The organism is Desulfonauticus sp., from assembly GCF_055126295.1.
On the sequence record NZ_JBSRHE010000008.1, the window covers coordinates 21,830 to 46,872 of the forward strand.

Below are 25,043 nucleotides of genomic sequence, written 5' to 3' on the forward strand. Positions count from 1 at the left end.
AGGTTAAAAAATGCCCAAGTGTACTATTGAAGAAGCCATTGAAGACATTAAACAAGGCAAAATGATCATCTTGGTAGATGACGAAGATAGAGAAAATGAAGGGGACTTAACCATTGCTGCTGAAAAAGTAACTCCTGAAATAATCAACTTTATGGCCAAGCACGGACGGGGACTTATCTGCCTGGCCCTGGCGCCAGAATGGGTGGACAAATTGGGACTTCCCCTACAACCCCAACGCGGTCGTTCCAAGTTTGGCACGGCCTTTACTGTATCCATTGAAGCCAAAGAAGGAGTAACTACTGGCATTTCTGCTCAAGACAGAGCTACCACCATTTTAACGGCAGTAAAAGACAATGTAACCCCGGATGATATTGTTACCCCAGGACACATTTTCCCCTTAAGGGCCAGAAAAGGCGGGGTACTGGAAAGAGCTGGACAGACCGAAGGCAGTGTAGATTTAGCCAGATTGGCTGGTCTAAAGCCAGCAGCAGTCATCTGTGAAATTATGAAAGACGACGGCACCATGGCCAGAATGCCGGATCTGGAAAAGTTTGCCCAGGAACATGATTTAAAAATTTGCACCATTGAAGACCTTATTCGCTACCGCATGCGCTTTGATTCCCTGGTCAAGCGAGAAGCAGAAGCCTTTTTGCCCACTGCCTACGGCAATTTCAAGGCCATTGCCTTTGAAAGCCAGACGGACAATCAAACGCATATAGCTCTGGTAAAAGGTGAGTGGGAAAAAGACGAACCAGTAATGGTCAGGGTTCACAGTGAATGCTTAACTGGTGATGTCTTTGGTTCCTTACGCTGTGATTGCGGCAAACAACTCCAAACTGCCATGCAAATGATTGAAAAAGAAGGCAAGGGCGTTATCCTCTATATGCGCCAGGAAGGAAGAGGTATTGGCCTGGCCAACAAGATAAAAGCCTACAAACTGCAAGACCAGGGCAAAGATACGGTAGAAGCCAATTTAGCCCTGGGCTTTCCTCCAGACCTTAGAGATTATGGTATAGGAGCTCAAATCTTGGTTAATCTGGGAATCAGTAAAATGCGTCTTATGACCAACAATCCCAAAAAAATCGTAGGCCTGGAAGGCTATGGTTTACAGGTGGTAGAACGAGTACCCATAGAAATTCCAGCCTGTGAAGAAAACTACTGTTATCTAAAAACCAAAAGAGATAAAATGGGACACATTTTAAACAACATTCAAGATAAAGGGGATAAGTAAAATGTTACACCTAAAAACCATTGAAGGGCAACTAAATGCCCAGGACCTTTCCATTGCCATTGTAGCCAGCAGATTTAATGATTTTATTGTGGACAAACTCATTGCTGGTGCTGTGGACTATCTGGTACGACATGGTTTAAACAAGGACAATATCACTCTAGTTCGAGTGCCAGGTGCCTTTGAACTTCCTCTAGTGGCCAAAAAACTGGCCAAAAGCCAGAAATATGCAGGTATCATCTGCCTGGGAGCCATTATTAGAGGAGCTACCCCCCATTTTGATTATGTGGCTGCTGAAGCCAGCAAAGGTATTGCCCTGGTCAGCCTGGAGACAGAAGTTCCCGTAGGATTTGGCGTACTCACCACTGATACTCTGGAACAAGCCATAGAGCGAGCAGGAAGTAAAGCAGGAAATCAAGGAGCTGAAGCTGCCCAAGCCCTCCTGGAAACCATCAGAGTGCTGGAACAAATCTAGGTCAAAGGGAATCTACATCTATGAAAATTCAGAAGCTCTCTCGCCGCAAGCAACGGGAATTTGCCTTTCAAGTGCTTTATAGCCTGAACTTTAATTCAGAAACAGAACTCAACTTGCTCAAGGAAAATGCTGCCTGTTTTCCAGACCCTAAAAAAGAAAACTTCTCGCCAGAACAAGCTCCTTTTGCCTGGGAACTCATTGAGGGAGTAGAAGAAAAAAAAAGCGAACTTGACAGTTATATTGAAAAATATTCCCGCAACTGGAAAATAAATAGAATTGCCAAAATAGAACTTACTATCTTGCGCCTGGCTACCTTTGAACTTATTTTTCGCCCTGATATTCCTCCTAAGGTAAGTATCAATGAGGCCATAGAACTGGCCAAAGGCTATGGCGATATAAATTCCAAAACCTTTGTCAACGGCATTCTGGATGCCCTTGCTAAGGATATAACCAATGGTCAACTTGGGAATAGTAAATAATTTAAATTTACTACCTCCAAACACTCTGTGGGTTAATTTTAAAAAACATACTCAAGTAGAAAGTATTTTAGAAATAAATAAAAACTTAACAACTCTAAATTTTTTCTTTAACCCTGAAAATAACTTTGGTGAAAGTTTTTATTCCCTTTTAAAAGGGTTAAAGGCAAACCAGATTGCCTTAAATCCAACTTACCTAGTTCCCATATATAATTTATCGCTGGAAGACTCTCTTTTAAAGTGGGGAGAAACTATTTTTCCTTTTTTTAAAAATTGGGACGGTACCCTGTACTTTGAAGTAAAAAATTTTTGCCTGCAAAATATCTTTAAAAAGTGGTCTAAAAAATTTACCCATGTCTGCTTCAAAAACAAGTACAATCTTGTCCAATCCCAGGAAAATAAACAGACAAAGAAAAGAAGTATTTATCCCCTTTGGAAGTTAAAGGTGCAAAACAGTTAGAGAGGAGAGAAACATGAAAAAAGAGTACAATCCTCAAGAAATAGAGCTCAAGTGGCAAAAGATTTGGGAAGAGAAAAAACTATTTAAAACTCAAGAAGATAATTCTAAGCCCAAGTATTATGTGCTGGAAATGTTTCCCTATCCTTCTGGCCGCATTCATATGGGACATGTACGAAACTATTCCATTGGTGATGTGGTAGCCAGAGTCAAGAAAATGCAAGGGTTTAATGTCCTTCATCCTATGGGCTGGGATGCCTTTGGACTACCTGCTGAAAATGCCGCTATCAAGCACAATACTCATCCAGCCAAATGGACCTATGAAAATATAGCTTACATGAAAAAAGAACTTAAAAGACTAGGTTATTCCTATGATTGGGACAGGGAAATAGCTACCTGTCATCCCAAATACTATCGCTGGGAACAACTCTTCTTTTTAAAGTTATTGGAAAAGGGGTTGGCCTATCGCAAAAAATCCCCTGTAAATTGGTGCCCAAAGTGTAATACAGTCCTGGCCAACGAACAGGTAGAAGAGGGACTTTGCTGGCGCTGTAGCTCAGTGGTAGAACAAAAGGAATTGGAGCAATGGTTCCTGCGTATTACAGACTATGCTGAAGAACTTTTAAAGGACCTGGAAAAGTTGCAGGGTGGTTGGCCAGAAAAGGTTCTCATTATGCAAAGAAACTGGATTGGAAAGAGTGAAGGTGCAGAAATAGAATTTGCCCTTGAAGGTTCAGAGAAAAAAATAAAAGTTTTTACCACCAGGCCAGATACCCTCTTTGGAGCTACTTTTATGAGCCTTGCTCCAGAACATCCCCTGGTAGAAGAATTGATTGCCAACAGCCCAAACAAGCAGGCAGTAGAAGAATTTATCCAGAAAACCAAGGCGCTGGATAAAATAAAAAGAACTTCTGAAGACCTGGAAAAAGAAGGCGTATTTACTGGTCGTTATTGCTTAAATCCTGTAACTGGCCAGAAAATGCCCATATATGTGGCTAATTTTGTTTTGGTAGAATATGGAACAGGTGCAGTTATGGCTGTACCTGCGCATGACCAGAGAGATTTTGAATTTGCCCAAAAGTACTCTTTACCTCTAAAAATTGTCATTCAGCCTGAAGGAGAGAAACTCCAGGAAGAAACTTTAAAAGAAGCCTATACAGGCCCTGGATACCTGGTAAACTCAGGTCAATTTGATGGGCTTTTTAATGAAGAAGCCAAAGTCAAAATCACAGAATACCTGGCTCAAAAAGGTTTGGGCCAAAAGACTGTAAACTATCGTTTAAGAGACTGGAACATCTCCAGACAACGCTACTGGGGGGCTCCCATTCCTGTAGTTTACTGTGATAGTTGTGGAATTGTGCCAGTAAAAGAAGAAGACCTTCCAGTAGTACTGCCGCTGGAAGTAAAGACAAAGCCTGATGGCAAGTCTCCTTTGCCTGAGTGCAAGGAATTCCTGGAAACCACCTGTCCCAGGTGTGGCCAAAAGGCCAGAAGAGAAACAGATACCATGGATACCTTTGTAGAGTCTTCCTGGTATTTTGCCCGCTATACTGCGCCCAGATTAGAGGATAAACCCTTTGACCCCAGGGCCCTAAAATACTGGCTCCCTGTAGATCAGTACATTGGTGGAGTAGAACACGCCATTTTACATCTGCTCTATTCCCGCTTTTTTGTGAAGGTTTTAAGGGATTTAGGTTTTATGGAATTGGACGAACCCTTTAGCAACCTCCTTACCCAGGGAATGGTCTTAAAAGATGGGGCCAAAATGTCCAAATCCAAGGGCAATGTAGTGGACCCGGATGAAATGATTCAAAAATACGGTGCAGACACAGTTAGACTCTTTTGTCTCTTTGCTGCTCCACCAGAAAAGGATATGGAATGGAGTGACCAGGGTATTGAAGGCTCTTTTAGATTTTTAAACCGTCTCTGGCGCCTGGTCCAAGAGTTAAAACCCGTGCTTAAACCTGTGGGTCCTGCCTATAAACTGGATAGGGAAAGTTTGTCTTCTGAAGCCAAAGAACTCTTGTACAAAGAACACTACACCATAGAAAAGGTAACCAAAGATCTGGAAAACAAGTTCCAATTCAATACAGCCATTGCTGCCATTATGGAACTGGTAAACCTTTTGTATTTAAGCAAGGATAAGTTAAAGGATTCAGAACAAGGTAAGCTTTTACTCTCTTCCAGTATTAGCACTGTACTTACCCTGCTTTATCCCATTGTGCCTCACCTCTGTGAGGAATTATGGCAGGAAATAGGCTATACCACCACCCTGGCTGAATCCAGGTGGCCTGAGCCCCTAAAAGAAGCTCTGGTTCAAGACAATCTGGTTATAGTGGTTCAGGTAAATGGAAAGCTAAGGGGCAAACTGGAAATACCTGCTAACACCCCGGAAGAAGAAATTAAAACCCTGGCTTTACAAGAAGAAAATGTGCAAAGACACATTGCAGGAAAAACAGTGGTTAAGACCATTGTAGTGCCCAAAAAACTGGTCAACATAGTGGTTAAGTAATGTTAAGAAAAGCAGGCAATCTACTATTATTAAGCATCTTGTTTTTAATGGGAGGGTGTGGCTATCACTTTATTGATAGCCAACCCCTTTCCTTTCCCAACCAGGCAAGCAAGCTAAACCTAAAAAAAGTTGTTAATCCTACCCAGGAAACCTGGATAGAAGGATATGTGCGCAATTTTTTAGCTGAAGAAATAAGTAAAAGAAGCTCTGCCACTCTTACCAATTCCAGCCAAGCAGAACTTTTCTTAACCATTTACCTGGACAGATTGTCCACCTCTGAAAAAACCAAAGGTGAAAATGATACTACTCTAAAATACTCTGCTGACCTTAGTTTAAGAATGGTTTTTAACAATGCCCAAGGAGAAAAAATTTTAGAAACCAGGCCAGTTAGTTATGCGCAAAGTTATACTTCTGAAGGAGAAAAAAAAGAAGCCATAGAAAAGGCTCTAGAGGAAGCTCTGCGCTTAAGCTTAAATCAACTGGGAAATAATGACTTCTAGACCCAATTTTTATCTCTGCTTTTCTCCAGACATAGGTCTAATTCAAGAAGAAGTCCAAAAAATTTTAGAAACTTTTAACCTAACTAATTGGAAGAAAAAAGTCTTCTGGGCAGAAGAGTTAGAGGAAAACTTTTGGAGTACCTTTACCTCTTCTTCCTTATTTGGTCCGGGTCAAATCATTTGGGTCAGAAAAGCGGAAAACCTGGAAGTTTCTTTCTGGCAAGAAGCTAAGAAATATCTTTTAAGTAAACGCAGTTCTACCTTTTCTATTTTTTGCTTTGAAGCTAGCTGGAATAAAAAAAAGCTTCCTCCTATCCCCAGCTGGTTTAATAAACATCCTGTCTATCAACTGGCCAAAAAACAAAAATGGATTTTTGCTGCTCCTGAACTAAAAGAGAACCAAAAAAGGGCTTTTATTCTGGAAAAAATAAAGGCTGCTCAAAAGGAAATTTCTCCTCCTCTGCTCAACCAGCTCCTGCCCCTGCTTCCAGATGATACAAAGGCTCTAATGCAAGAACTGGAAAAAATTATCCTAATCAGTGAGCAAAAAATCCAGGAAAAAGATTTTAGTTTATTAAATACCTTTTCAGAAGAAGATGTCTATCAACTCTTTAACTCCCTTTTAAATAAAGACTACCCCAACCTGTGGAGAAATTTACAAGAACAAACAAAGGCCAAAGAACTAATTTTTCCCTTGCTTGGCCTTTTAAGAAGGGAAGCCAAAGTCCTGTGGTTACTTTATTACAATCAAGATAATGAAGTAAATATGCCAGTTTTTATCAAGCAAAAGAAAAAATTTCTGGCCCAAAAATTAGGTGTATCCAGAATAGCTGCCCTCTTAGACCTAGTTCTTATTTGCGAATTTAAAATAAAAAGTGGAGAAAGTTCTCCAGAAGAAACCTTTGACTACTTACTACTCTCTTTATCCAGACTCTTCTAAGTGCCTGGCCTTGATTTCTCTTTAAAGACAAGCAAAAATAAATAAATTTTTTCCAAACCTCTTGCCCAGGGGGGATTTAATGCCTAATAAAAATAAACCTCATTATCTTGGCCATAGGCAAAGATTAAAAAAGAAACTCCGCGAAAACCCTGAAGCTTTGGCTGACTACGAGGTGCTTGAACTCCTGTTAGGTTATGCCCTGCCGCGCAAGGATACCAAGCCCTTGGCTAAAACTTTATTAGCCAAGTTTAAAAATTTTAAACAACTGCTCTTTGCCAAAGAAAAGGAGTTGGAAAATATAGAGGGAGTGGGGCCAGGAATTTCAACTTTTTGGCTAGCTTTAAGGGAGTTTTTGAGCAGAGCCAGTGTGCAAGAGTTTCAAAAGACAAAACAAAAGATAACCTCACCTCAAGATGTTTATAACTTACTGGCTCCCAAACTAATTCCCTTAAGCAAAGAAGAGGTGTGGCTGGTTATGCTGGATAACAAGCATCAGTTAATAAAAATGTCCCGCCTGAGCCAGGGCACTCTGGATTCTTCGCCCATTTATGTGCGGGAAATATTAGAACAGGTGCTCTTAAATCAAGCCAAGGCCTTTATCCTGGCACACAATCATCCCAGTGGAGAGCCTACTCCTTCTCTAGCTGACCTGGAAATCACTAGAAAAATTGAGGAAGCTTGTAAAAATTTAGAGGTGTCTTTTTTAGACCACCTAATCATAAGTAAACAGGGATATCAGAGTCTAAAGGAACAAGGCTTTTAACCCAAGGAGGGAAAAATGAAGACCATGCAATGTTTAGTAAGTGGAAAGGTTCAGGGCGTATGGTTCAGGGCTTGGACTCATGATCAAGCCACAAGCCTAAATATAAAGGGATGGGTAAGGAATCTAGCTGACGGCAAAGTAGAAGTTTTAGCCCAGGGCGAGGAAAAGGATTTAGAAGAACTAAAAAAAAGACTCCTGGTTGGTTCACCTTTAAGTAGAGTGGAGCATGTGGAGTGTAAGTATTTAGAAGATTACGATAAAACTTATGACAAATTTGAAATAAGAGGATAAAAAGGAGGATATTTTAGCCTATGAGTGATGAAAAGATTCATACTGAGCAAGAAGAACAAAAAACAGAAGAAAGCCAGGATACTAAAGAAACTGCCAAAGGTTCTTCTCTCTTCCAGGAGGGAAGTTTAGATATACCAGACACCCTTCCCTTGCTGCCAGTAAGGGACATTACCATTTTCAACTACATGATTTTACCCCTTTTTGTGGGTAGGGAAAAAAGTGTTCAAGCTGTGGATGCAGCTCTAAATAAAGATCGTTATATTTTGATTTGTGCCCAAAAAGATGAAAAAGTAGATGAGCCTACCATAGACGATATTTACCATACAGGCACAGTGGCCATGATTATGCGTATGCTTAAAATGCCAGATGGCCGCCTCAAAGTACTTATCCAGGGGATTCAACGAGCCAGGATAAAGGAAGTAGTGCGAGAAGATCCCTTTTATGAAGTAAAAGTAGATCTTATAGAAGAAAAAGACATCACTGAATACGGACCAGAAGTGGAAGCTCTGGTTCGGGCAGCCAGGGAACAAAGCGAAAAGATTCTCAGCTTAAAGGGAATAGATGCTGCTGAAATCATGGCTGTTTTAAACAGCGTGGATGAGCCAGGAAGACTGGCGGACCTAATTGCTTCCAACCTGCGCATGAAGCCAGAAGAAGCTCAAAAAATCCTGGAATGTGAAGACCCTGTGGAAAGATTAAAACTGGTCAATGAAAAGCTGGCCAAAGAAGTGGAAGTAGCCACCATGCAGGCCAAAATTCAAAACATGGCCAGAGAAGGAATGGACAAGGCCCAGCGTGAGTTCTTTTTGCGTGAACAATTAAAAGCCATCAAAAGAGAACTGGGTGAAGGAGCAGATGAACAAGAAGAACTGGAAGAACTTAGAAAGGCCTTAAAAAAAGCAGGACTTCCTACTAAAATAATGAAAGAGGCTGAAAAACAACTCCGTCGCTTAGAAAGTATGCACCCAGATTCTTCAGAAGCAACAGTTATTCGCACCTACTTGGACTGGCTAGCTGAACTGCCCTGGAAAAAGGTCAGTAAAGACCGTTTAGATATAAAAGAAGCAGAAAAGATTTTAAATGAAGATCACTACGACCTGGAAAAAGTAAAAGAAAGAATTCTGGAATATTTAAGTGTACGCAAATTAAACCCTCAAATGAAAGGGCCTATTCTCTGTTTTGTAGGTCCTCCTGGCGTGGGAAAAACCTCTTTGGGCAGGTCCATTGCCAGGGCCTTAAACCGCAAATTTGTGCGCATGTCTTTAGGTGGCATGAAAGACGAAGCAGAAATTCGCGGGCATAGAAGGACTTATATTGGTTCCATGCCAGGTAGAATTATTCAAGGCATAAAAGAAGCCGGGACCAAAAACCCTGTATTTATGCTGGACGAAATCGATAAAGTGGGCACTGACTTTAGAGGAGACCCTTCTTCTGCTCTTCTGGAAGTACTGGACCCAGAACAAAACAACTCCTTTACTGACCACTACTTAAATGTGCCCTTTGACCTCTCCAAGGTCATGTTTATCTGTACAGCCAATATGCTGGACACTATTCCGCCAGCTCTGCTGGACAGAATGGAAGTAATTAGAATCCCGGGCTATACTGAACAGGAAAAGGTCAAAATAGCCCAACAATACCTTTTGCCCAGGCAAATTAACGAAAACGGTTTAAAACCCGAACAGATTCAAATTAGGGCTTCCACCTTGCTGAAAGTAATTCGAGAGTACACCAGAGAAGCTGGCTTAAGAAACCTGGAAAGAGAATTGGGAACTATTTGCCGCAAAGTTGCGCGTAAAATAGCTGAAGGCCAAAAGGGTCCCTTTAGGATAACTAGTCAAAATCTCCATAAATACCTGGGCGCTCCCAAATACTTAAGTGAAGAAAAGGAAAGCAACTTACCTCCAGGTATTGCCCTGGGCCTGGCCTGGACTCCCTTTGGTGGAGAAGTGCTAAACATTGAAGTAAGTGTTTTGCCTGGTAAAGGAAAATTACTACTAACAGGTCAGTTGGGTGAGGTAATGAAGGAAAGTGCCCAGGCTGCCCTAAGCTATGCCAGGTCCAGAGCCAAGGAATTTGGCCTGGAACCTGATTTTATAGAAAAAAATGACTTACACATCCACGTCCCAGCAGGAGCCACACCCAAGGATGGACCCTCAGCAGGCATTACCATCTGTGCGGCCCTGGTTTCCAGCTTAAGTGGCAAAAGCCTTCCTGGAGATACAGCCATGACAGGAGAAATTACCTTACGAGGTAGAGTCCTGCCTGTGGGTGGCATCAAGGAAAAAATCCTGGCTGCTGTGACCTATGGTTTAAAACAAGTGATTATTCCCAAGAAAAACCTAAAGGACCTGGAAGAAATCCCCAAAGAACTAAGGAAAAAGATTAAAATAAAAAGCGTAGAGCATGTAGATGAACTCTGGACACTTCTAGGCTTAAAATAAAAAAAGCCCCCTTTAAAGGGGGCTTTTTCTTACCAATTTTCTACATCTCTAGCTATTTCCTTGTATAAGTCTGATAAAAGGACAAAACCTATAACTTTGTCTCCTTCTTCTACTACTGCCCTTCCCCGTCTATAATCCACAAAAGTTTCCATTACCTTGGCCAAGGGGTCTTTGGGCTTTAATCTTGGCACATCCTGTTGAATAATATCTTTAATTCCCACTTGCGAACAAATCCGACAAGCCCTGGTAAAGGCTTTATCCCAGTTTACATCTTCATCCCACAAACTGCTTTCCTGTAATAAACAAGGACCCAAGGCCTGCAAAATATTCCACATGGAAATAACACCTAAAAATTTTTTTTCCTTGGAAAACACCAAGACACAGTTTAGCTCTGGATATTTCTCATTATATTCTTTAAGCGTTTTAATTACCTGAGTTAAGCTGGCATCTTCCTCTACAAAAGGAAAATCATCCCGCATAATATCCCACACCCTTTTTCTAAGTAACATAAATACTCCTCCTTCTTTTTTCCTGACCTTTGATTAACACAAAAAAATATCTCTCTCAAGAAAGAGCTTTAGACCTTTTCTTTTTTTTAAAAGTAAATTAACCTTCTCCTCCATGCAAAAAGAAAAGATTCGTTATACCTTTATTCCCACCAGTTTAGGCCTGGTAGCCATAGCCAAAAGCCAAAAGGGGATTTGTTTTTTAGGCTTGGGAGAAAGAGAAGTCTTAGAAAAAGAAATCAAACACTTTTTTCCTCAAGCTAATTTAGAGCAGTTAGACCCTGCTTTTCTGGAGAAACTAACCTACCAAATAGAAAATCCTCAAAAACAACTTAGCTGGCAGTTGGATATGCAAGGTACTGCCTTTCAACAAAAGGTCTGGTCCATTCTGCTTACCATACCACCAGGACAAACCAGGACCTATTCCTGGCTAGCCCAGCAAGTGGGCAATCCCAGGGCCATACGCGCTGTAGCCAGGGCCTGTTCCCAAAATAAAATAGCCATCCTTATCCCCTGCCATAGAATTATAAGAAAAAACGGGAAGATAAGTGGGTATAAATGGGGAAGTGAACTAAAAAGAAAACTTATCCTAAAAGAAAAAAACAGTTACCTCTTAAACCCTGAAACATAATAATCTGGCAGTATTTAAATCAATTTATTTTGCTCTTTCTTGATTATTTTCCCCATTCTTACTACTATTAACTAAATTACTCTCAAGGCTTTACCATGTCCTGGTATAAAAAAGAAAAAAAAGAAGTTCTAAAGCAGTTAAACACTTCCCTTTCTGGCCTTAGCTTGCAGGAAGCAGAAAAGCGCCTGCAAGTTTTTGGGCCCAATGAAATTGAAAAATCAGAAACAATAAATCTATTTAAACTGGTTATAGAACAAGTTAAAAGCCCGCTCATTTATATCTTGATTGTAGCTGGAATTGTTACCTTTTCACTTGGCCATTTTATTGATGGCATTGTTATTTTCTCAGCGATTATTCTAAATGGACTAATAGGTTTTATTCAGGAATATAAGGCAGCCAAAAGCGTCTTAGACCTCCAAAAGCTGGTCAATGTAGAAAGTACTGTCCTTAGAGAAGGGCAAAAAATCAGCCTGGATAGCAAAGCCTTGGTGCCAGGCGATATAGTGGTGCTAAGTTCTGGCGACAAGGTGCCAGCAGACATAAGATTGCTGGAGAGCAAAAGTCTGTATGCTGACGAGTCCATATTAACTGGCGAATCTCTTCCCAGTTTAAAAGAAAGTGAATTTACAGCCAACTCCAGGCTACCTCTTGCTGAACAAAAAAATATGCTTTTTATGGGCACCTGGATAACCAAAGGTCGCGGACTGGGAGTAGTGGTAGAAACAGGGGCCAATACTGTTTTGGGAAACATTGCAGCCAAGACCAAAGCCAGCCAGCTTACTAAAATTCCCATTCAACAAAAAATAGATTCCTTAGGTAATAGACTAGGGCTACTGGTTTTGGGCTCTGCCCTTTTAATTACCATTGCAGGTCATCTAAAAGAAATTCCTCTAACGGAAATTTTTCTTACAGCTGTAGCTGCTGCTGTGGCCACCATACCTGAAGGACTGCCTATTGTGGTAACCATCGCTCTAGCCATAGGAGTTAACCGCATGGCTAGACAAAATGCTATTATTCGTACCTTGCCCACAGTGGAAACCTTAGGCAGCACTACGGTTATTTGTTCTGACAAAACAGGGACTCTTACCAAAAATCAAATGACCACCAAACTTATCTTTGATGGTCAACATACTTATGAGGTAGAAGGGTCTGGTTATGAGCCAAAGGGTAGAATTTTACATGAAAAAATGCCCCTTAAGCCAGAAGAAGAAACAAGGGTAAAAAATATCTTGCGCATTGGCTTACTCTGCAATGAATCCAGGCTAATTTTCCAGGATAATAGCTACCAGGTACAAGGCGACCCCACTGAAGGGGCTTTGCTTATAGCAGCCTTAAAAGCGGGTCTTTTGCTGGAAGAGGAACAAAAAAAATATCCTCTTCTGGACATATTGCCCTTTGAATCAGAAAGGGGATACATGGCCACTTTACATCAGGGAGAAGAGAAAAATATCCTTCTCTTAAAGGGAGGATTGGAACATCTTCTTAAAATTTGCACCAATTGCCTCTTGGAAGAATCCTTTCCCCAAAAAGCTTTTAGTGAAGCAGAAAAAAGTTTTGCTTCCCAAGGTCTTAGAGTTTTAGCCTTTGCCTACAAAGAACTTCCCAGGGATGTTCATAAAATCAGAACCCAGGACCTAGAAAGTGGACTAATCTTTGCTGGCTTACAAGGTCTCATAGACCCCCCTCGAGAAGAAGCCAAACAGGCCATTAAGGAATTGAAAAAGGCTGGAGTGCGCATATTGATGCTCACAGGAGATCAAGCCCTCACAGCCAAAAGTATCGGAGAGCAACTTGAACTGGCAGAAAAAAATACTTCAACCCTAACAGGAATTGAATTGGAAAGTTTATCTCCAGAAGAGTTAAAACAAAAACTAAAAGAAACCACCATTTTTGCCAGAGTTTCTCCAGAGCATAAACTCCAGATTGTCAATTTACTCAAAGAACAAGGAGAAATTGTAGCGGTTACCGGCGATGGAGTAAACGACGCTCCAGCCCTAAAAAGCGCTCACATTGGAATTGCCATGGGTAAATCAGGCACTGATGTGGCCAAAGAAGCTGCTGACATGGTCATCCTGGATGACAATTTTGCTAGCATTGCCTATGCTCTGAAAGAAGGGCGCATTGTATTTGACAATATTCGTAAAGTCATATTTTTTCTCCTACCTACAGGCATAGCTGCTGTTATTTCCATTCTGTTAAGCTTACTTTTAAATTTACCCATTCCTTATCTGGCAGTTCAGCTGCTCTGGATAAATCTGGTCACCAATGGTTTACAGGACATAGCCTTGGCCTTTGAACCTGGAGAGAAAAATATTCAATACCGTGCACCCAGGCCACCTAAAGAACCAATTATCTCTTCTTTACTCCTTCAAAGAACCATCCTGGTAGCTATAACCATTGGTTTAGGAGTTATTTTTAATTTTTATTTAGCCTTAAAACAAGGTTATCCTCTGGAGGAAGCCAGAAGCGTAGCCATGACCACAATGGTATTTTTCCAATTTTTTCAAGCCCTAAATTCCAGGTCAGAAACTCTTTCCCTGTTTAAACTGAACCCCTTTAACAACCCCTTTCTGTTCTACAGCTTAATTGTAGCCTTTTTATCTCAACTGGCAGTACTCTATACTCCCTTTCTTAAACAGATATTTAGGACTACCTCTCTTAGTCCAAACCAATGGCTTATTATCCTCCTCACTTCTTTGAGCGTAATTCTGGTGGTAGAAATGGACAAACTCATACGCGCAAAACTTAAAACCAAACAATAACCTGATTTTCTCTTAACCCTTTCTCCAGGTTTTAATTTTACAATTCTGTTATTTTAAAACCTAAAAACCCTACTAATTTCTACATATTTTTTACATTTTTGCATAAAATTATTACCCGGCCCAGAAAGAAATTCTTTTATTTCAATAAGTTATACTCCTGGCCCTTTTATTGCTTTTAAGAAAATAAGCAATATTTAAATCAGGAGGTGGAGAGTGTTTAAAAAAGCAGGATGGTTTTTATTTTTAGTCTTAATCTTAAGTAGTCCTTCTCTAGCCTGGGCTGAAGACAGTTTTTTAACCCAGGACAGGGCCAATATTCTCTGGACTTTGTTGGCAGCCATTTTGGTTATGTTTATGCAAGCTGGCTTTGCCATGGTAGAGGTTGGTTTTACCAGAGCCAAAAACGCTGGCAATATCCTGATGAAAAATCTTATTGATTTTGCCTTTGGTTCTATTTTGTTTTTTCTTCTGGGGTTTGGGCTTATGTTTGGAACAGATGTGGGTGGAATTGTTGGAACTTCTCTCTTTGGTCTAAAAGGAGTTAATTTTGCCAGTGGTGGTGCCTGGATACTTACCTTCTGGTTTTTCCAGTGTGTATTTTGCGCTACAGCTTCCACAATCGTCTCTGGAGGCGTGGCTGAGCGCATGAAGTTTCCTGCTTATGTCATTGTTTCCATAGTGGTCAGTGCCCTTATCTATCCCCTTTTTGGGCACTGGGCCTGGGGAAGTCTGCTCCTGGGAGATGAGGGTTCTGGCTGGTTAGAAGGCCTTGGTTTTATTGACTTTGCTGGTTCCACAGTGGTCCATTCCATTGGCGGTTGGTTGGCTTTAGCTGGTGCTCTTCTTTTAGGGCCCAGGACTGGGAAATATACTCCAGACGGAACATCTAAGGCCATTCCAGGACACAACATTCCCTTAGCTGGTTTAGGGGTTTTTATCCTCTGGTTTGGCTGGTTTGGTTTTAACCCTGGAAGCACCACTAGCGTGGATGGGACTATTGGCTATATTGCTGTAAACACCAACTTGGCTGCAGCTGCAGGTGTAATTGGGGCCATGCTTGCTGCCTGGCTAAGATTTGGCAAGCCTGATGTCTCCTTTAGCTTAAATGGAGCCCTAGCTGGTTTGGTGGGTATTACTGCTGGCTGTTATGAAGTATCACCTGTAGGTTCAATCCTCATAGGTCTTATGGCTGGAATATTATGTGTGATTTCTGTGGAATTTTTGGATAAAAAACTAAAAATAGATGACCCAGTGGGTGCAGTTTCTGTACATGGCGTGTGTGGAGCCTTTGGAACCCTGGCTGTGGGTTTCTTTGCTGCTCCAGGGTTTGGCGATGCAACCGGGGTTTTCTATGGTGGAAGCTTTAAACTGGTTGTCACTCAATTTATTGGTGTGGCCAGTGGTTTTCTCTGGGCTTTTGGTTGCGGCTTAATACTCTTTGGTTTGCTTAAGAAAAGCATGGGCATTCGAGTAAGCAAGGAAGAGGAAATTAAGGGCCTGGATATCGAGGAACACGGAATGGAAGCCTATCCCAGCTTTCAGATTTTTACTACTGAATAAAGCCAAAAGGAGTACAGTCTTATGAAACTAGTTATAGCTTACATTCGGCCAGAAAAATTAAATGACGTAAAAGAAAAACTTTACGCTGCTAAAATATACAACATGTCTGTTACCAATGTTTTGGGTAGTGGCAGGCAAAAGGGGTTTACCGAAACTTACCGAGGAGTTTTAAAAGAAGTAAACCTTCTCAAAAAGGTTCGCCTGGAAATTGGGGTTAATGAAGACTTTGTCCAACCCTGCTTAAAAGCCATCCAGGAAGGGGCTTATACTGGCAAAGAAGGAGATGGCGTAATCTTTGTGCTGGAAATAGCTGAGGCCTTACGCATTCGAACTGAAGAAACAGGACCTCAAGCTATGGGCTAACACCTCCCCTAAAAGTCTCTCTTCTCGGTTAAAGCCAGGACCAAAATCCTGGCTTTAACTTTTACCTACACTCAACAAATAAAGAGTACTTTCTTCTTCTCCATTTATTTGCAAAATATTATCTACCTCTTCATCAAAAAAAGCTGCCACTGGGCAGGCACCCAATCCCAGGTGAGTTGCTGCAAGCAAAATATTTTGCGCAATATGCCCGGCATCCAGCAAAATATACCTGAGCCCTCTATGGCCGTATTTAATCATATTCCTTCTAAAAACTGCACTAAGGACAATATTAAAGGCAGCCTTGCCCACAAAACCCTGGTCCAGACAGGCTTTAGCCAGGTTTGAAGAAAAATCTCCTTCTCTTTTCTGTTCCAGTTTAAATTTCTCTGGTTCAAAAAAGTACACTCCAGGCTCCAGGTCGCTCACCTTTCTGGCCACCACATAAAGCTGACAGGGATAAAGTGCTCCAGCAGAAGGAGCAGTTTTTAAGGCATAAAATCCTGCTCTCCCACTTACTCCATACCCAGCATAAAGGAGATAACTAAGGGTTTTTAAGTCTACAAACTCATCTTTAAACCTTCTTTGAGACCTCCTCTTTTTTACTAATTCTAAAAAGTCGTCCTGTTGCGGTGCAGGAAGAAAAATTTCTGCTACCTGGTCTTCTGTCTTCTTTTTTTCCGGGCCAATTCGCAAAGGCTCCCAGAAGGGAAGCTCTTCTCTTTTAAACTTTGTTTTTTGCCAGTATTGCCAGCCCCAAGATTTTTTTAAATCAGGCATATTTACACTCCTTGGCTTTTTCTTTATCTAATTTAAAATAAGAGTTTTTTAAGGAGCTTAAAAATGAAAGTAGTTTCCCTTTTAGGAAGTCCCAGAAGAAAAGGCAATAGCTCTACTTTAGCCGACTTTTTCACTTCCCTCTTGCAGGCCAAAGGCGCAGAAGTAAGCACCTATCACTTAAATGGCCTCACCTACAAGGGCTGCCAGGCCTGCTTTGCCTGCAAAACCAGGCTGGAGCACTGCATTGGCGAAGACGACCTAAAACCTGTGTTACAAAAAGTAGCTGACTCAGACCTTTTGGTACTGGCCTCACCCGTGTATTTTGGCGAAGTATCAGCCCAGCTAAAGGCTTTTATAGACAGAACCTTTTCCTTCCTAAGACCAGATTATGCCACCAACAAAGAAGTCAAAACCCGCTTGCAACCTGGGAAACATCTAGTTTTTATCCTTGTACAGGGACATCCCAAGGAAAAACTTTTCGCTGATATCTATCCTCGTTATAGTTACTTCTTTAACTGGCTGGGCTTTACCCACTCCCATCTTTTACGGGTATGTGGACCTTATGCCAAAGGAGATATAGAAAGCTATCCAGAGATCTTTGACCAGGCCAAAGAACTGGCCAACAAACTTTTGCCTTAAACTACACGCACTGCTCAAGATAACTTCTGGCTACTTCATCTTCTGAGGCGTAAGGTAGAAAACACTCTCTGGCCTTTTCTTTTTGGCCCAGATTAAGCAAACTTACCCCCAGACAAATTCTTAAGTGCTTGCTCTGGGGGAAATAGGCTAAGCCCTTTTCTCCCAGCACCTTGGCCGTATGATAATCCCCTCTTTTCTGAGCCAAAATAGCCAGGCCTAAAAAGGCTCGCTCATTTACCTGAAACTCTAAAGACCTGACAAAAAGCTCCCAGGCTACTTGCAAGGAGTCTTTTACTTCCTTGCGCTTGGCATAATCTCCATGACTAAAGGTCATGCCCAACCTGGAATAAAAATCAGCATGATAGGGGAAAAAACTTTTATCCTGCTGCTCAACCCGGGTTTCCAGAACATATCTCCCCAGGTTGCCATAAAAATAATTTTTCAGTTTTTGTCCCCAGCCAAGAACCTCTTGCGCCTCTAGTTGCTTATCCACTTCAAAATAGAGTAAGTCTTCTCCTTCCTTTTCCCACACTGAAGCATCTATCTTGCCTTGCTGCCACAATTGTTCGTAGAGTTTGGTCCCAGGAAACACATGTAAGACATAAAAAATGGCATTAAGGGGCTTTGTCTTTTCTATAAATTCAATACTCCTATCTATACTCTTTTCACTTTCCCCTGGATTTCCATAGATAAAATAGGCCCTGGGTAAAATGGAATATTTTTTACATAGTTCAAACGCCTCTCTGGCATCCTCCAGGGTTATATTTTTATTTAGTTTTTTCCGGATATCTTCATCTCCACTTTCAATGCCAAAGCTTATTTGAATACATCCAGCCAACCGCATGGCTTTTACTATTTCTTCATCCAGAGCATCTACCCTGGAAATGGCAAACCAGTTAATATTTAACTTTTCCTTTTTAATCTTTTCACAAACGCTTAGAACCAGATCTTTTTTTAAAGTAAAGGTGTCATCAGAAAAATAAAAGAAGTTTACCCCCTTTGCCTTTAAAAGCTTCAATTGCTCTACAAAATAATCTGCAGAATGAAAGCGGACCTTTCTCTGCCAAAACTTAGGTGAAGCACAAAAAACGCAGTTATAAGGACATCCCCTTCCCAATAACACATGATTATAGGTAAAATACCTGGCTGGATTGGGCAAAGAATCCAAATCTTCAATAAACTCGGCCTCTGGAGTTATAATAATTTTGCCTTCTTGCTTAAAGGCAAGTCCTTTTATTTGCCTTAAGTCCTGCTTATCTTCCAGCGCCTTTAATAGGTTTAAAAAAGTAAGCTCACCTTCCCCCCTGATTACAAAGTCAACTTCTGAATGAGCCAAAAAGTATTCACTCATAAAAGTGGCTGCCACTCCTCCCACCACAATATGCGCAGAGGGCAAAAACTCCTTTACCCATCTGGCCCATTTTAACACATTGACCCTGTTGGCATTAAAAGCTGAAAACCCCACCACATCTGGCAGTTCTCTTCTTAAAACCTTTTCTACAGCTTGAGGACTTAGCTCCAGTTCGTGCCCATTAAGCAAGCTAACCTCAAAACCCTTTTCCTTAAGAAAAGCACCCAGATAATAAAGGCCTATGGGCATCACCAGATGGTCTTCATCCTGGGGCCTGGCATAAAAACAGGGAGGATAAACCAATAAAACCTTTTTCATTTTTCCCAGTCTGGATTTTCTAAAAACTCAGTTTTAAAGCCATTTTTTTGCAAAAATCTCTGTAAGTAAACACTATCTTCTGCCTTTTCATATTTGCCCACGACCAGTTTCAGCCAATTTTTCCTATCCCAAATCCAAACATATTCCTGCAAAACAATGCCCAAATGACTTAACTTTTCTCGTATCTTTTCCCTATACTTTTCTCTGGTCTCAAAGTCCCTGTCTTTGAGCTTGGGACCTACAATAAGCAAATAGCCCATCCCTAAACATAAGTCCTTGGATTTTGACCAAGTAAACAAAAGACCTCATAGGTAATGGTCTGCCACCACTTCGCCAATTCTTCTGGCAAAATTTTGTTTCTTCCCGGGCCACCCAAAAGATAAGCCCATTCTCCAGGCTCCACTCCAGGGACATTACTTATATCCACCACAATCATCTGCATGCAAACCCGACCTAAAACAGGACACCTCTTATCCTTTATACATACCCAGCCCCTATTGGAAAGGCGTCTGGAATAATTGTCAGCATAGCCCACTCCTACCACTGCCACGGTTAAATCCCTAGGAGCAACAAAGGTCTGGCCATAACTTACACTCTGACCTTTTTTTAAGGTATGGAGGTGTAAAATGGGTGCCTTAACGCTCATACCACTTTCTAACCCCTCTCCCAGGGGCTCAAGCCTGGTCCCATAAAAGGGATTGCTTCCATAAAGCCCAATACCCGGCCTTTGCACCTCATAATGAAGCTCTGGATAGGCCAGTATCCCGGCAGAATTGGCCAGGGTCTTTTGCAAGTAAAAGCCCTGTTTTTGCCAGAACTCAGCCACCCCTTCAAAAATATTTTTTTGCTCCCTGACAAAAGAACTCCCCAGGACATCAGCACTGGCCAAATGAGAGGCAAGATATATGGGTTTTAGCCACTGACTGGCTCTAATTATTTCCAGAATTTTTTCTGAATCTTCTGGCTTAAACCCCAATCTGGCCATACCTGTATCGTATTTTAAGGCCAGAGCTACCTGCTTTTTTTCCCTGGCAGCCAGTTCTTGTAAACGCAACAATTGTTCAAAATTGTAAACAAAGGGAATAATTTGCTCTTCTAAAATAAGCTCGTAATCCCTGGGAAAAACAGGACCTAAAAGGGAGATAATCTCCCCTTCAAAGGGAGCTAACCTTAAAACCACAGCCTCTTCTACACTGCCCACAGCAAAGGCCTTGGCCCCTGCCCTAGCAAAAGAAAGGGCCACAGGCACCAGCCCGTGGCCATAGGCATCTGCCTTAATTACTGGAATGGGATTTAAGGCCCTTTTTTTAAAAAAGAGATAATTTCTGGTTAGTTTTTTAAGGTCAATCTCAACCTGGAGCAAGTTATACCAGATAGACATCTCTCTACCCTTTACTTTGCCAGCTTCTTTAACAGCCAGGCCATATTCTGACCCAGTACCTGCATGGTTCTTATTCCTTCCTCATCCTTTAAGACCTCTTTTTTCTCTCGCCCCACTCCCAAATTCCAATAACTGGAGCCTGGAATAATCATCTGGGCAAAGGTAAAAAAGGTATTTAGGGCCTGAAATACAGGAATAGCTCCGGCCCTGCGTACAGCAACCACTGCTGCTCCAACCTTTCTCTTAAACATATCGTCATTGGCTCTGGAGACCATACCTGCCCTGTCAATTAGGGCTTTCATCTCTGTGCTTACATTACAAAAGTAAGTAGGCGAACCCAGCAAAATGCCATCTGCTTCTACCATTTTGGCAATGCATTCATTGATAAAATCATCTATACTACATCTTTTATTTTTTTTCTTAAAACACTTATAACAGGCTATACATCCTCTTACCTTTTGCTTGCCTACCTGAATAAGCTCTGTGGAAATGCCTTCTTTTTCCAGTTCCTGCAAAACAATATTTAATAATTCAAAGGTATTACCATCTTTACGAGGACTACCGTTAAAAGCCACTACCTTCATTTGTCTACCTCCTTTTTCATTCCTCACAAAAATTACCTCACCCCAGGACTCAATGCTAAACAATAGCTCAGGCAAACTCAAGGAGGAAAAAAAGGTAAATTCCTCTTACTCTTTCTTATCCTCTGCCTTTGTATTTACAACCTGCCCTTTCCTGCTTAGAATATCAAAAGAAGATAACCTGGTTTTATCTTTTTTACTAGACCCGGGTTATTTTCCAGGCAGAGGCCTAAAAGTTTATAACTTAACTAAATTAAAAAGGTTTTAGGAGTAATTTATGGAACAAAAAATATTTAATCTGGGACTAAGTATTGATGGTACTTCCCTCTATTTAATTTTAGCAGCCCTCCAAAGCGAAGATAAACCCCTGACCATGGAAAATATAAAACCCCGCTGGCTCGCTCCAGAAGAAAAACTTACGGAAAGTATTACTGAACTAAAAGCCCACCAGGTAATATCTACGATAGGAGAAAACTTTATCCTGCGTCCAGCCACAGAATGGCAAAAGACCAAACACAGCTAAAAAACCTTACTTAAACCCAGGAGAGGCCTTTTAAAGCCTCTCCTTTTTTTATTGTAGCATGGAAGTAACTACTTTTATTTTCCCCTTGGTTAAGCTTATCTTTTATGTCTCCCTGGGAGTCTTTATTGGCAATCTCATTGAAGGGCTAAACTGGACTCGTTTTTTGGCCAAGTTAGCCTATCCTCTGATAAAATTGGGACATCTAAAGGACATTTCTGGAGCCAGTTTTTCCCTTGCCTTTTTTTCAGGTATAAGTGCCAACACCATGCTGGCAGAAGCCTATGAACAGGGAAAACTTGGCCGCAAAGAACTTATCCTCTCCAATCTCTTTAATTCCCTACCCACCTATTTTTTACACTTACCCACCACCTTTTTTATTATTGCTCCCTTTATCAAAGAGGCCACTTATCCCTACTTTTCTTTAACTGTGGGAGCAGCTTTTTTTAGAACCATACTTATTGTCTTTATTGCCAGGTTTATTCTACCCAAACCTGAAGACATATGCCTTTCCTGCCACCTCACCGAAGAAAAGATGAATTTTAAAACTATTCTAAAAAAGACCTGGAAACGCTTTCAAAAAAGGTTCAAAAAAATCCTTCTCTATACCCTGCCCATTTATACCTTATTTAAGGTGCTAGCCCATTATAACTTTTTTCACTGGCTGGAGCAAAAAATGAGCTTTATGCTCAAGTTTTTAACCTGGTTTCCAGCCAAGGCCTTGAGCGTGGTGGTTTTGCAGATGGCAGCAGAATTCAGCGCTGGAGTGGCTGCAGCCGGGGCTTTACTGGAAGCCAGGGCCCTGAGTGTAAAAGAGATTGTACTTGCCCTTATGATAGGAAATATCCTCTCCTCACCCATAAGGGCCATTAGACACCAGTTTCCCTACTATGCAGGCATTTACAAACCTCAAACAGCTGCTCTACTTATCCTTTTTAATCAAAGCCTTAGGGTTGTTAGTCTTGCCCTGGCTCTGTTTCTGTATTATTCTTTTTTTTAAACCCACAACCTTAAAAAAGGAGCTCTCCATGCAAAAAATCCTTTTAAGTTTACTGAGTCTTTTTTTACTTACAGCCTGTATGGCCACCCATCCTTTGCCTCAGCCAAGACAGGTGGTCAACCCAGCCAAAGTGGAAGGCAGCATTATTACTCCCCACTGGGAAATAGCTGCCCTGCGCTATGAATACCAGGGACAGGGATTAAACTACACCAAAGCAGGTTTACTTCCCGTACTTCTGGTTTTTAAAAACAAAAGCGAAAAAAGCCCTTATGTCCTACGAGAAGAAGTACACGGTATTTCCTCTACTCAGGGAGAATTTTTACCCTATACCAACCAGGAAGCAGTACGCCTGGTCTTTGCCTCTGAAACCTTTAAACAAACCACCAAAAATGCCCTTAAATCTGGTGGCTTTGGCGCCATAATTGGAGCAGGTTTAGGCGCTATCCTGGCTGCCCTGGGTGGGGACAATCCTGTAGCTGGAGCTGCAGTAGGCGGAGCAATTGGGGGCACAGCCCTGGGAGTAAGCTCTGTACCAGATGCAGAAAGGAAACTCCAAAAAATCGTGCAGGAAGAAATTACTACCTATGCCTGGAAAGAAGACCCCATCCCACCTCTAATGACTAAAATGGGCTATATCTATCTGCCTGGAGAAAAGGACATTCAAGAAGTGCTCATCACTGTAAGAACCTTGCAAGGGGAATTGATGACCTACAAACTACCCATTATTTCCCCACCTAAAAAGACCAACTAAAAACATAGCCCGGGTTTTAATTTTGCCTTTTAAAAATTAAAACCCGGGCTTTTCTTTTTTTAACCGCCTAACTTCCTAGAATAAATAAAAATAAGCTTCCCCCTTGCAATTTAAATTTTAATTACCTAAATTAAAATTTATGCCCACCAGCAATTCCTTAAAAAAGCAAATAATCAAATACACTATCATTCAAACCTTTCTCCTTATCTCCATTATATCTCTTATCTCAGGTTATATTCTTTATCAAAGCGAACTAAAAAATGCTAAATTATTCTTACAGGAAAGTAATAAAAGCATACGCATATTTATCCAGGGATACTTTAAAGAAATTGTTGATAGCATAAAAATACTTTCCAAAAACAGAAAAGTTATTGAATATCCTTACTTATCAGAGCAAGAAAGGTCTGAGGTTTTGAAATTATACAATGATTTTGAAGAAGCCAATGAACACATTCACTATATTTATTCTGGATATACTAACAAGATTTTAGCCATAAATAATTACACCCCTCCAGACGGTTTTGATTTAACTAAAAGGCCCTGGTACAGGGCTGTTATGAACAATCCGGCCAGGAATAAAATGGTAGTTGGCCTACTATACAAAGAAGCAAAAAGTAAAGAATGGATTTTATCTACTGTAAAAATACTGGAAAGTCCTCAACATGGCTTTACTGGAGTTGTGGCTATAGATAGTCATAGTAGATATATTAGCAATTTACTTCAGGACAATAAAACTCCCTATAAGTCTACCTACAGCTATGTTACTACTGCAAAAGGTAAGCTCATTGTTCACCCCAATCAAAAAATAGTTGGAACCAATCTTTTACAATTAATCAACCTCAACCAGCCCCCTCTGGCCAATACCTTTTTTGAGTATCAATACCAGGGTAAAACCAAAATAGCCTATGTAAGCCAGGATCCACTCACCCGCTGGCTAATCTTTACTGCTGTAGAAAAAAAGGACCTTGTAATTCCTATTCTGAAAAAAATAGGGATTTATTTTTTAGTTTTGAATTTAACCCTTATACTTTCTGCTTATATAACTATAGTGATATGGTTTAAAAAATTTATAGAACCAATAAAAATTCTAAAAAGGCGTATAGAAGAGATAGTAAAAAAGAAAAATCCTTCCTCTAATCTCAAAATGCCCAACAATGAAATAGGAGAAATTGCCAGGTCAATAGAAAAAATAACTGATACTGCCCTTTATATAGAGCAAAAAAAATTAGAAAGGGCTTATACCAAGATAAAAATTAAAAACATCGAATTACAAAAAATTGCTTCTTATGATTTCTTAACAGGAATATTTAATCGAAAAAAAATAGAAGAAGCTTTGAATAATGAATACGAAAAGTTTTTACGCTACCAGCAAAAATTTTCCCTCATTCTCTTTGATATTGATAACTTCAAAAGCATCAATGACAACTTCGGACACAAAGCAGGAGATAAGGTGCTAAAAGAAGTGGCTTCTCTAGTAAAAAATAATATTCGTAAAATAGACCTTTTTGGCCGATGGGGAGGAGAAGAGTTTTTGCTCGTAGCACCCAACACCACACTCTCTCAAATAAAAAACCTGGCAGAAAAATTATGTCATCTGGTGGCCAAGTATGACTTTGGGTTTAAGCAACCTGTTACCATTAGCCTGGGCTTTGCCCAAATTAAAACCGGAGAGACTGTAGAAGAGCTTATAAAAAGAGTAGACAAATACCTCTACCAAGCCAAAAAGGCAGGAAAAAATCAGGCCCGGGGAGAAGTAAATTAAATATTTTTTTAACTTGACTTTAATATTTAAAAACTTTTACAATAAACGAAACCAATGA

Annotated in this window: 25 protein-coding genes; 19 read left to right on the plus strand and 6 right to left on the minus strand. The window is 40.8% G+C overall.

What is annotated here, in order from left to right:
* The first annotated feature begins 10 nt into the window (after window positions 1-10).
* The 10 genes from ACTCIM_RS06455 (at window position 11) to lon (ending at window position 10,083) form a co-directional block, all read left to right on the plus strand.
* Complete coding sequence (locus tag ACTCIM_RS06455; RefSeq protein WP_464279295.1) at window positions 11-1,231, plus strand: bifunctional 3,4-dihydroxy-2-butanone-4-phosphate synthase/GTP cyclohydrolase II; 1,221 nt, start codon at window positions 11-13, stop codon at window positions 1,229-1,231.
* Window position 1,232: 1 nt separating this feature from the next.
* Window positions 1,233-1,703, plus strand: a complete 471-nt coding sequence (ribH, locus tag ACTCIM_RS06460) for a 6,7-dimethyl-8-ribityllumazine synthase (RefSeq protein ID WP_472314562.1) — start codon at window positions 1,233-1,235, stop codon at window positions 1,701-1,703.
* 20 nt (window positions 1,704-1,723) lie between these two features.
* Window positions 1,724-2,182 carry a transcription antitermination factor NusB gene (gene nusB, locus ACTCIM_RS06465; protein WP_472314565.1) on the plus strand — a complete coding sequence of 153 codons (459 nt, stop codon included), beginning with the start codon at window positions 1,724-1,726 and terminating at the stop codon, window positions 2,180-2,182.
* Entirely contained in the window at window positions 2,157-2,639 is a 483-nt protein-coding gene (locus ACTCIM_RS06470) for a hypothetical protein (RefSeq protein ID WP_464279294.1), read from the plus strand. The genes nusB and ACTCIM_RS06470 overlap by 26 nt, the downstream gene beginning before the upstream one ends.
* 13 nt (window positions 2,640-2,652) lie before the next feature.
* Complete coding sequence (gene leuS, locus ACTCIM_RS06475; RefSeq protein ID WP_472314568.1) at window positions 2,653-5,148, plus strand: leucine--tRNA ligase; 2,496 nt, start codon at window positions 2,653-2,655, stop codon at window positions 5,146-5,148.
* Window positions 5,148-5,648, plus strand: coding sequence for an LPS assembly lipoprotein LptE (lptE, locus tag ACTCIM_RS06480; protein WP_472314571.1), 501 nt, complete (start codon window positions 5,148-5,150; stop codon window positions 5,646-5,648). The genes leuS and lptE overlap by 1 nt, the downstream gene beginning before the upstream one ends.
* Window positions 5,638-6,588, plus strand: coding sequence for a DNA polymerase III subunit delta (holA, locus tag ACTCIM_RS06485; protein WP_464279292.1), 951 nt, complete (start codon window positions 5,638-5,640; stop codon window positions 6,586-6,588). Before lptE ends, holA begins: the two co-directional genes overlap by 11 nt.
* Before the next feature lie 79 nt (window positions 6,589-6,667).
* Window positions 6,668-7,351 carry a RadC family protein gene (gene radC / locus ACTCIM_RS06490; RefSeq protein WP_029969208.1) on the plus strand — a complete coding sequence of 228 codons (684 nt, stop codon included), beginning with the start codon at window positions 6,668-6,670 and terminating at the stop codon, window positions 7,349-7,351.
* 15 nt (window positions 7,352-7,366) lie between these two features.
* Window positions 7,367-7,642: an acylphosphatase gene (locus tag ACTCIM_RS06495; protein ID WP_029969206.1), complete on the plus strand. Its 276-nt coding sequence runs from the start codon at window positions 7,367-7,369 to the stop codon at window positions 7,640-7,642.
* Window positions 7,643-7,662: 20 nt separating this feature from the next.
* Window positions 7,663-10,083 carry an endopeptidase La gene (lon, locus tag ACTCIM_RS06500; RefSeq protein ID WP_472314574.1) on the plus strand — a complete coding sequence of 807 codons (2,421 nt, stop codon included), beginning with the start codon at window positions 7,663-7,665 and terminating at the stop codon, window positions 10,081-10,083.
* A 29-nt stretch (window positions 10,084-10,112) separates the two neighbouring features.
* Here lon and ACTCIM_RS06505 read toward each other — a convergent pair whose 3' ends face one another.
* Entirely contained in the window at window positions 10,113-10,592 is a 480-nt protein-coding gene (locus tag ACTCIM_RS06505; protein ID WP_472314576.1) for a CBS domain-containing protein, read from the minus strand.
* 112 nt (window positions 10,593-10,704) lie between these two features.
* Here ACTCIM_RS06505 and ACTCIM_RS06510 point away from each other — a divergent pair, with 112 nt between their 5' ends.
* The 4 genes from ACTCIM_RS06510 (at window position 10,705) to ACTCIM_RS06525 (ending at window position 15,905) form a co-directional block, all read left to right on the plus strand.
* On the plus strand, window positions 10,705-11,220 hold the full coding sequence (locus tag ACTCIM_RS06510) for a methylated-DNA--[protein]-cysteine S-methyltransferase (protein WP_464279289.1): 516 nt from the start codon (window positions 10,705-10,707) through the stop codon (window positions 11,218-11,220).
* Window positions 11,221-11,315: 95 nt separating this feature from the next.
* Entirely contained in the window at window positions 11,316-13,982 is a 2,667-nt protein-coding gene (locus ACTCIM_RS06515) for a cation-translocating P-type ATPase (protein ID WP_472314579.1), read from the plus strand.
* A 213-nt stretch (window positions 13,983-14,195) separates the two neighbouring features.
* Window positions 14,196-15,542, plus strand: a complete 1,347-nt coding sequence (locus tag ACTCIM_RS06520) for an ammonium transporter (RefSeq protein ID WP_464279288.1) — start codon at window positions 14,196-14,198, stop codon at window positions 15,540-15,542.
* A 21-nt stretch (window positions 15,543-15,563) separates the two neighbouring features.
* Entirely contained in the window at window positions 15,564-15,905 is a 342-nt protein-coding gene (locus tag ACTCIM_RS06525; protein WP_029969181.1) for a P-II family nitrogen regulator, read from the plus strand.
* Window positions 15,906-15,959: 54 nt separating this feature from the next.
* Here the strand turns inward: ACTCIM_RS06525 and ACTCIM_RS06530 are convergent, their stop codons facing one another.
* Window positions 15,960-16,682, minus strand: a complete 723-nt coding sequence (locus ACTCIM_RS06530) for a SagB/ThcOx family dehydrogenase (RefSeq protein ID WP_472314581.1) — start codon at window positions 16,680-16,682, stop codon at window positions 15,960-15,962.
* Between the two features lie 63 nt (window positions 16,683-16,745).
* Here ACTCIM_RS06530 and ACTCIM_RS06535 point away from each other — a divergent pair, with 63 nt between their 5' ends.
* Complete coding sequence (locus tag ACTCIM_RS06535) at window positions 16,746-17,321, plus strand: flavodoxin family protein (protein ID WP_464279286.1); 576 nt, start codon at window positions 16,746-16,748, stop codon at window positions 17,319-17,321.
* A 1-nt stretch (window position 17,322) separates the two neighbouring features.
* On the opposite strand, the gene ACTCIM_RS06540 is transcribed toward ACTCIM_RS06535, so the two are convergent.
* The 4 genes from ACTCIM_RS06540 to ACTCIM_RS06555 are packed head-to-tail and all read right to left on the minus strand — an operon-like array spanning window position 17,323 to window position 20,955.
* Complete coding sequence (locus tag ACTCIM_RS06540) at window positions 17,323-18,990, minus strand: radical SAM protein (protein WP_472314582.1); 1,668 nt, start codon at window positions 18,988-18,990, stop codon at window positions 17,323-17,325.
* Window positions 18,987-19,250 (minus strand): hypothetical protein, encoded by a 264-nt coding sequence (locus ACTCIM_RS06545; RefSeq protein WP_464279283.1) that lies wholly within the window; start codon window positions 19,248-19,250, stop codon window positions 18,987-18,989. Before ACTCIM_RS06545 ends, ACTCIM_RS06540 begins: the two co-directional genes overlap by 4 nt.
* Before the next feature lie 2 nt (window positions 19,251-19,252).
* Entirely contained in the window at window positions 19,253-20,371 is a 1,119-nt protein-coding gene (gene alr / locus ACTCIM_RS06550; RefSeq protein ID WP_472314584.1) for an alanine racemase, read from the minus strand.
* Between the two features lie 11 nt (window positions 20,372-20,382).
* Complete coding sequence (locus tag ACTCIM_RS06555) at window positions 20,383-20,955, minus strand: NAD(P)H-dependent oxidoreductase (protein WP_029969168.1); 573 nt, start codon at window positions 20,953-20,955, stop codon at window positions 20,383-20,385.
* Between the two features lie 274 nt (window positions 20,956-21,229).
* Between ACTCIM_RS06555 and ACTCIM_RS06560 the strand changes: the two genes are divergently transcribed.
* The 4 genes from ACTCIM_RS06560 to ACTCIM_RS06575 all read left to right on the plus strand — a co-directional run bounded on the left by ACTCIM_RS06560 (window position 21,230) and on the right by ACTCIM_RS06575 (window position 24,985).
* Entirely contained in the window at window positions 21,230-21,475 is a 246-nt protein-coding gene (locus ACTCIM_RS06560) for a hypothetical protein (protein WP_029969163.1), read from the plus strand.
* Window positions 21,476-21,533: 58 nt separating this feature from the next.
* On the plus strand, window positions 21,534-22,472 hold the full coding sequence (locus ACTCIM_RS06565) for a membrane protein (protein ID WP_029969161.1): 939 nt from the start codon (window positions 21,534-21,536) through the stop codon (window positions 22,470-22,472).
* Window positions 22,473-22,500: 28 nt separating this feature from the next.
* Complete coding sequence (locus ACTCIM_RS06570) at window positions 22,501-23,223, plus strand: hypothetical protein (RefSeq protein WP_029969160.1); 723 nt, start codon at window positions 22,501-22,503, stop codon at window positions 23,221-23,223.
* Window positions 23,224-23,362: 139 nt separating this feature from the next.
* A complete protein-coding gene (locus ACTCIM_RS06575) occupies window positions 23,363-24,985 on the plus strand; it encodes a sensor domain-containing diguanylate cyclase (RefSeq protein WP_472314586.1) in 1,623 nt (540 codons plus the stop codon).
* Window positions 24,986-25,043: the final 58 nt, after the last annotated feature.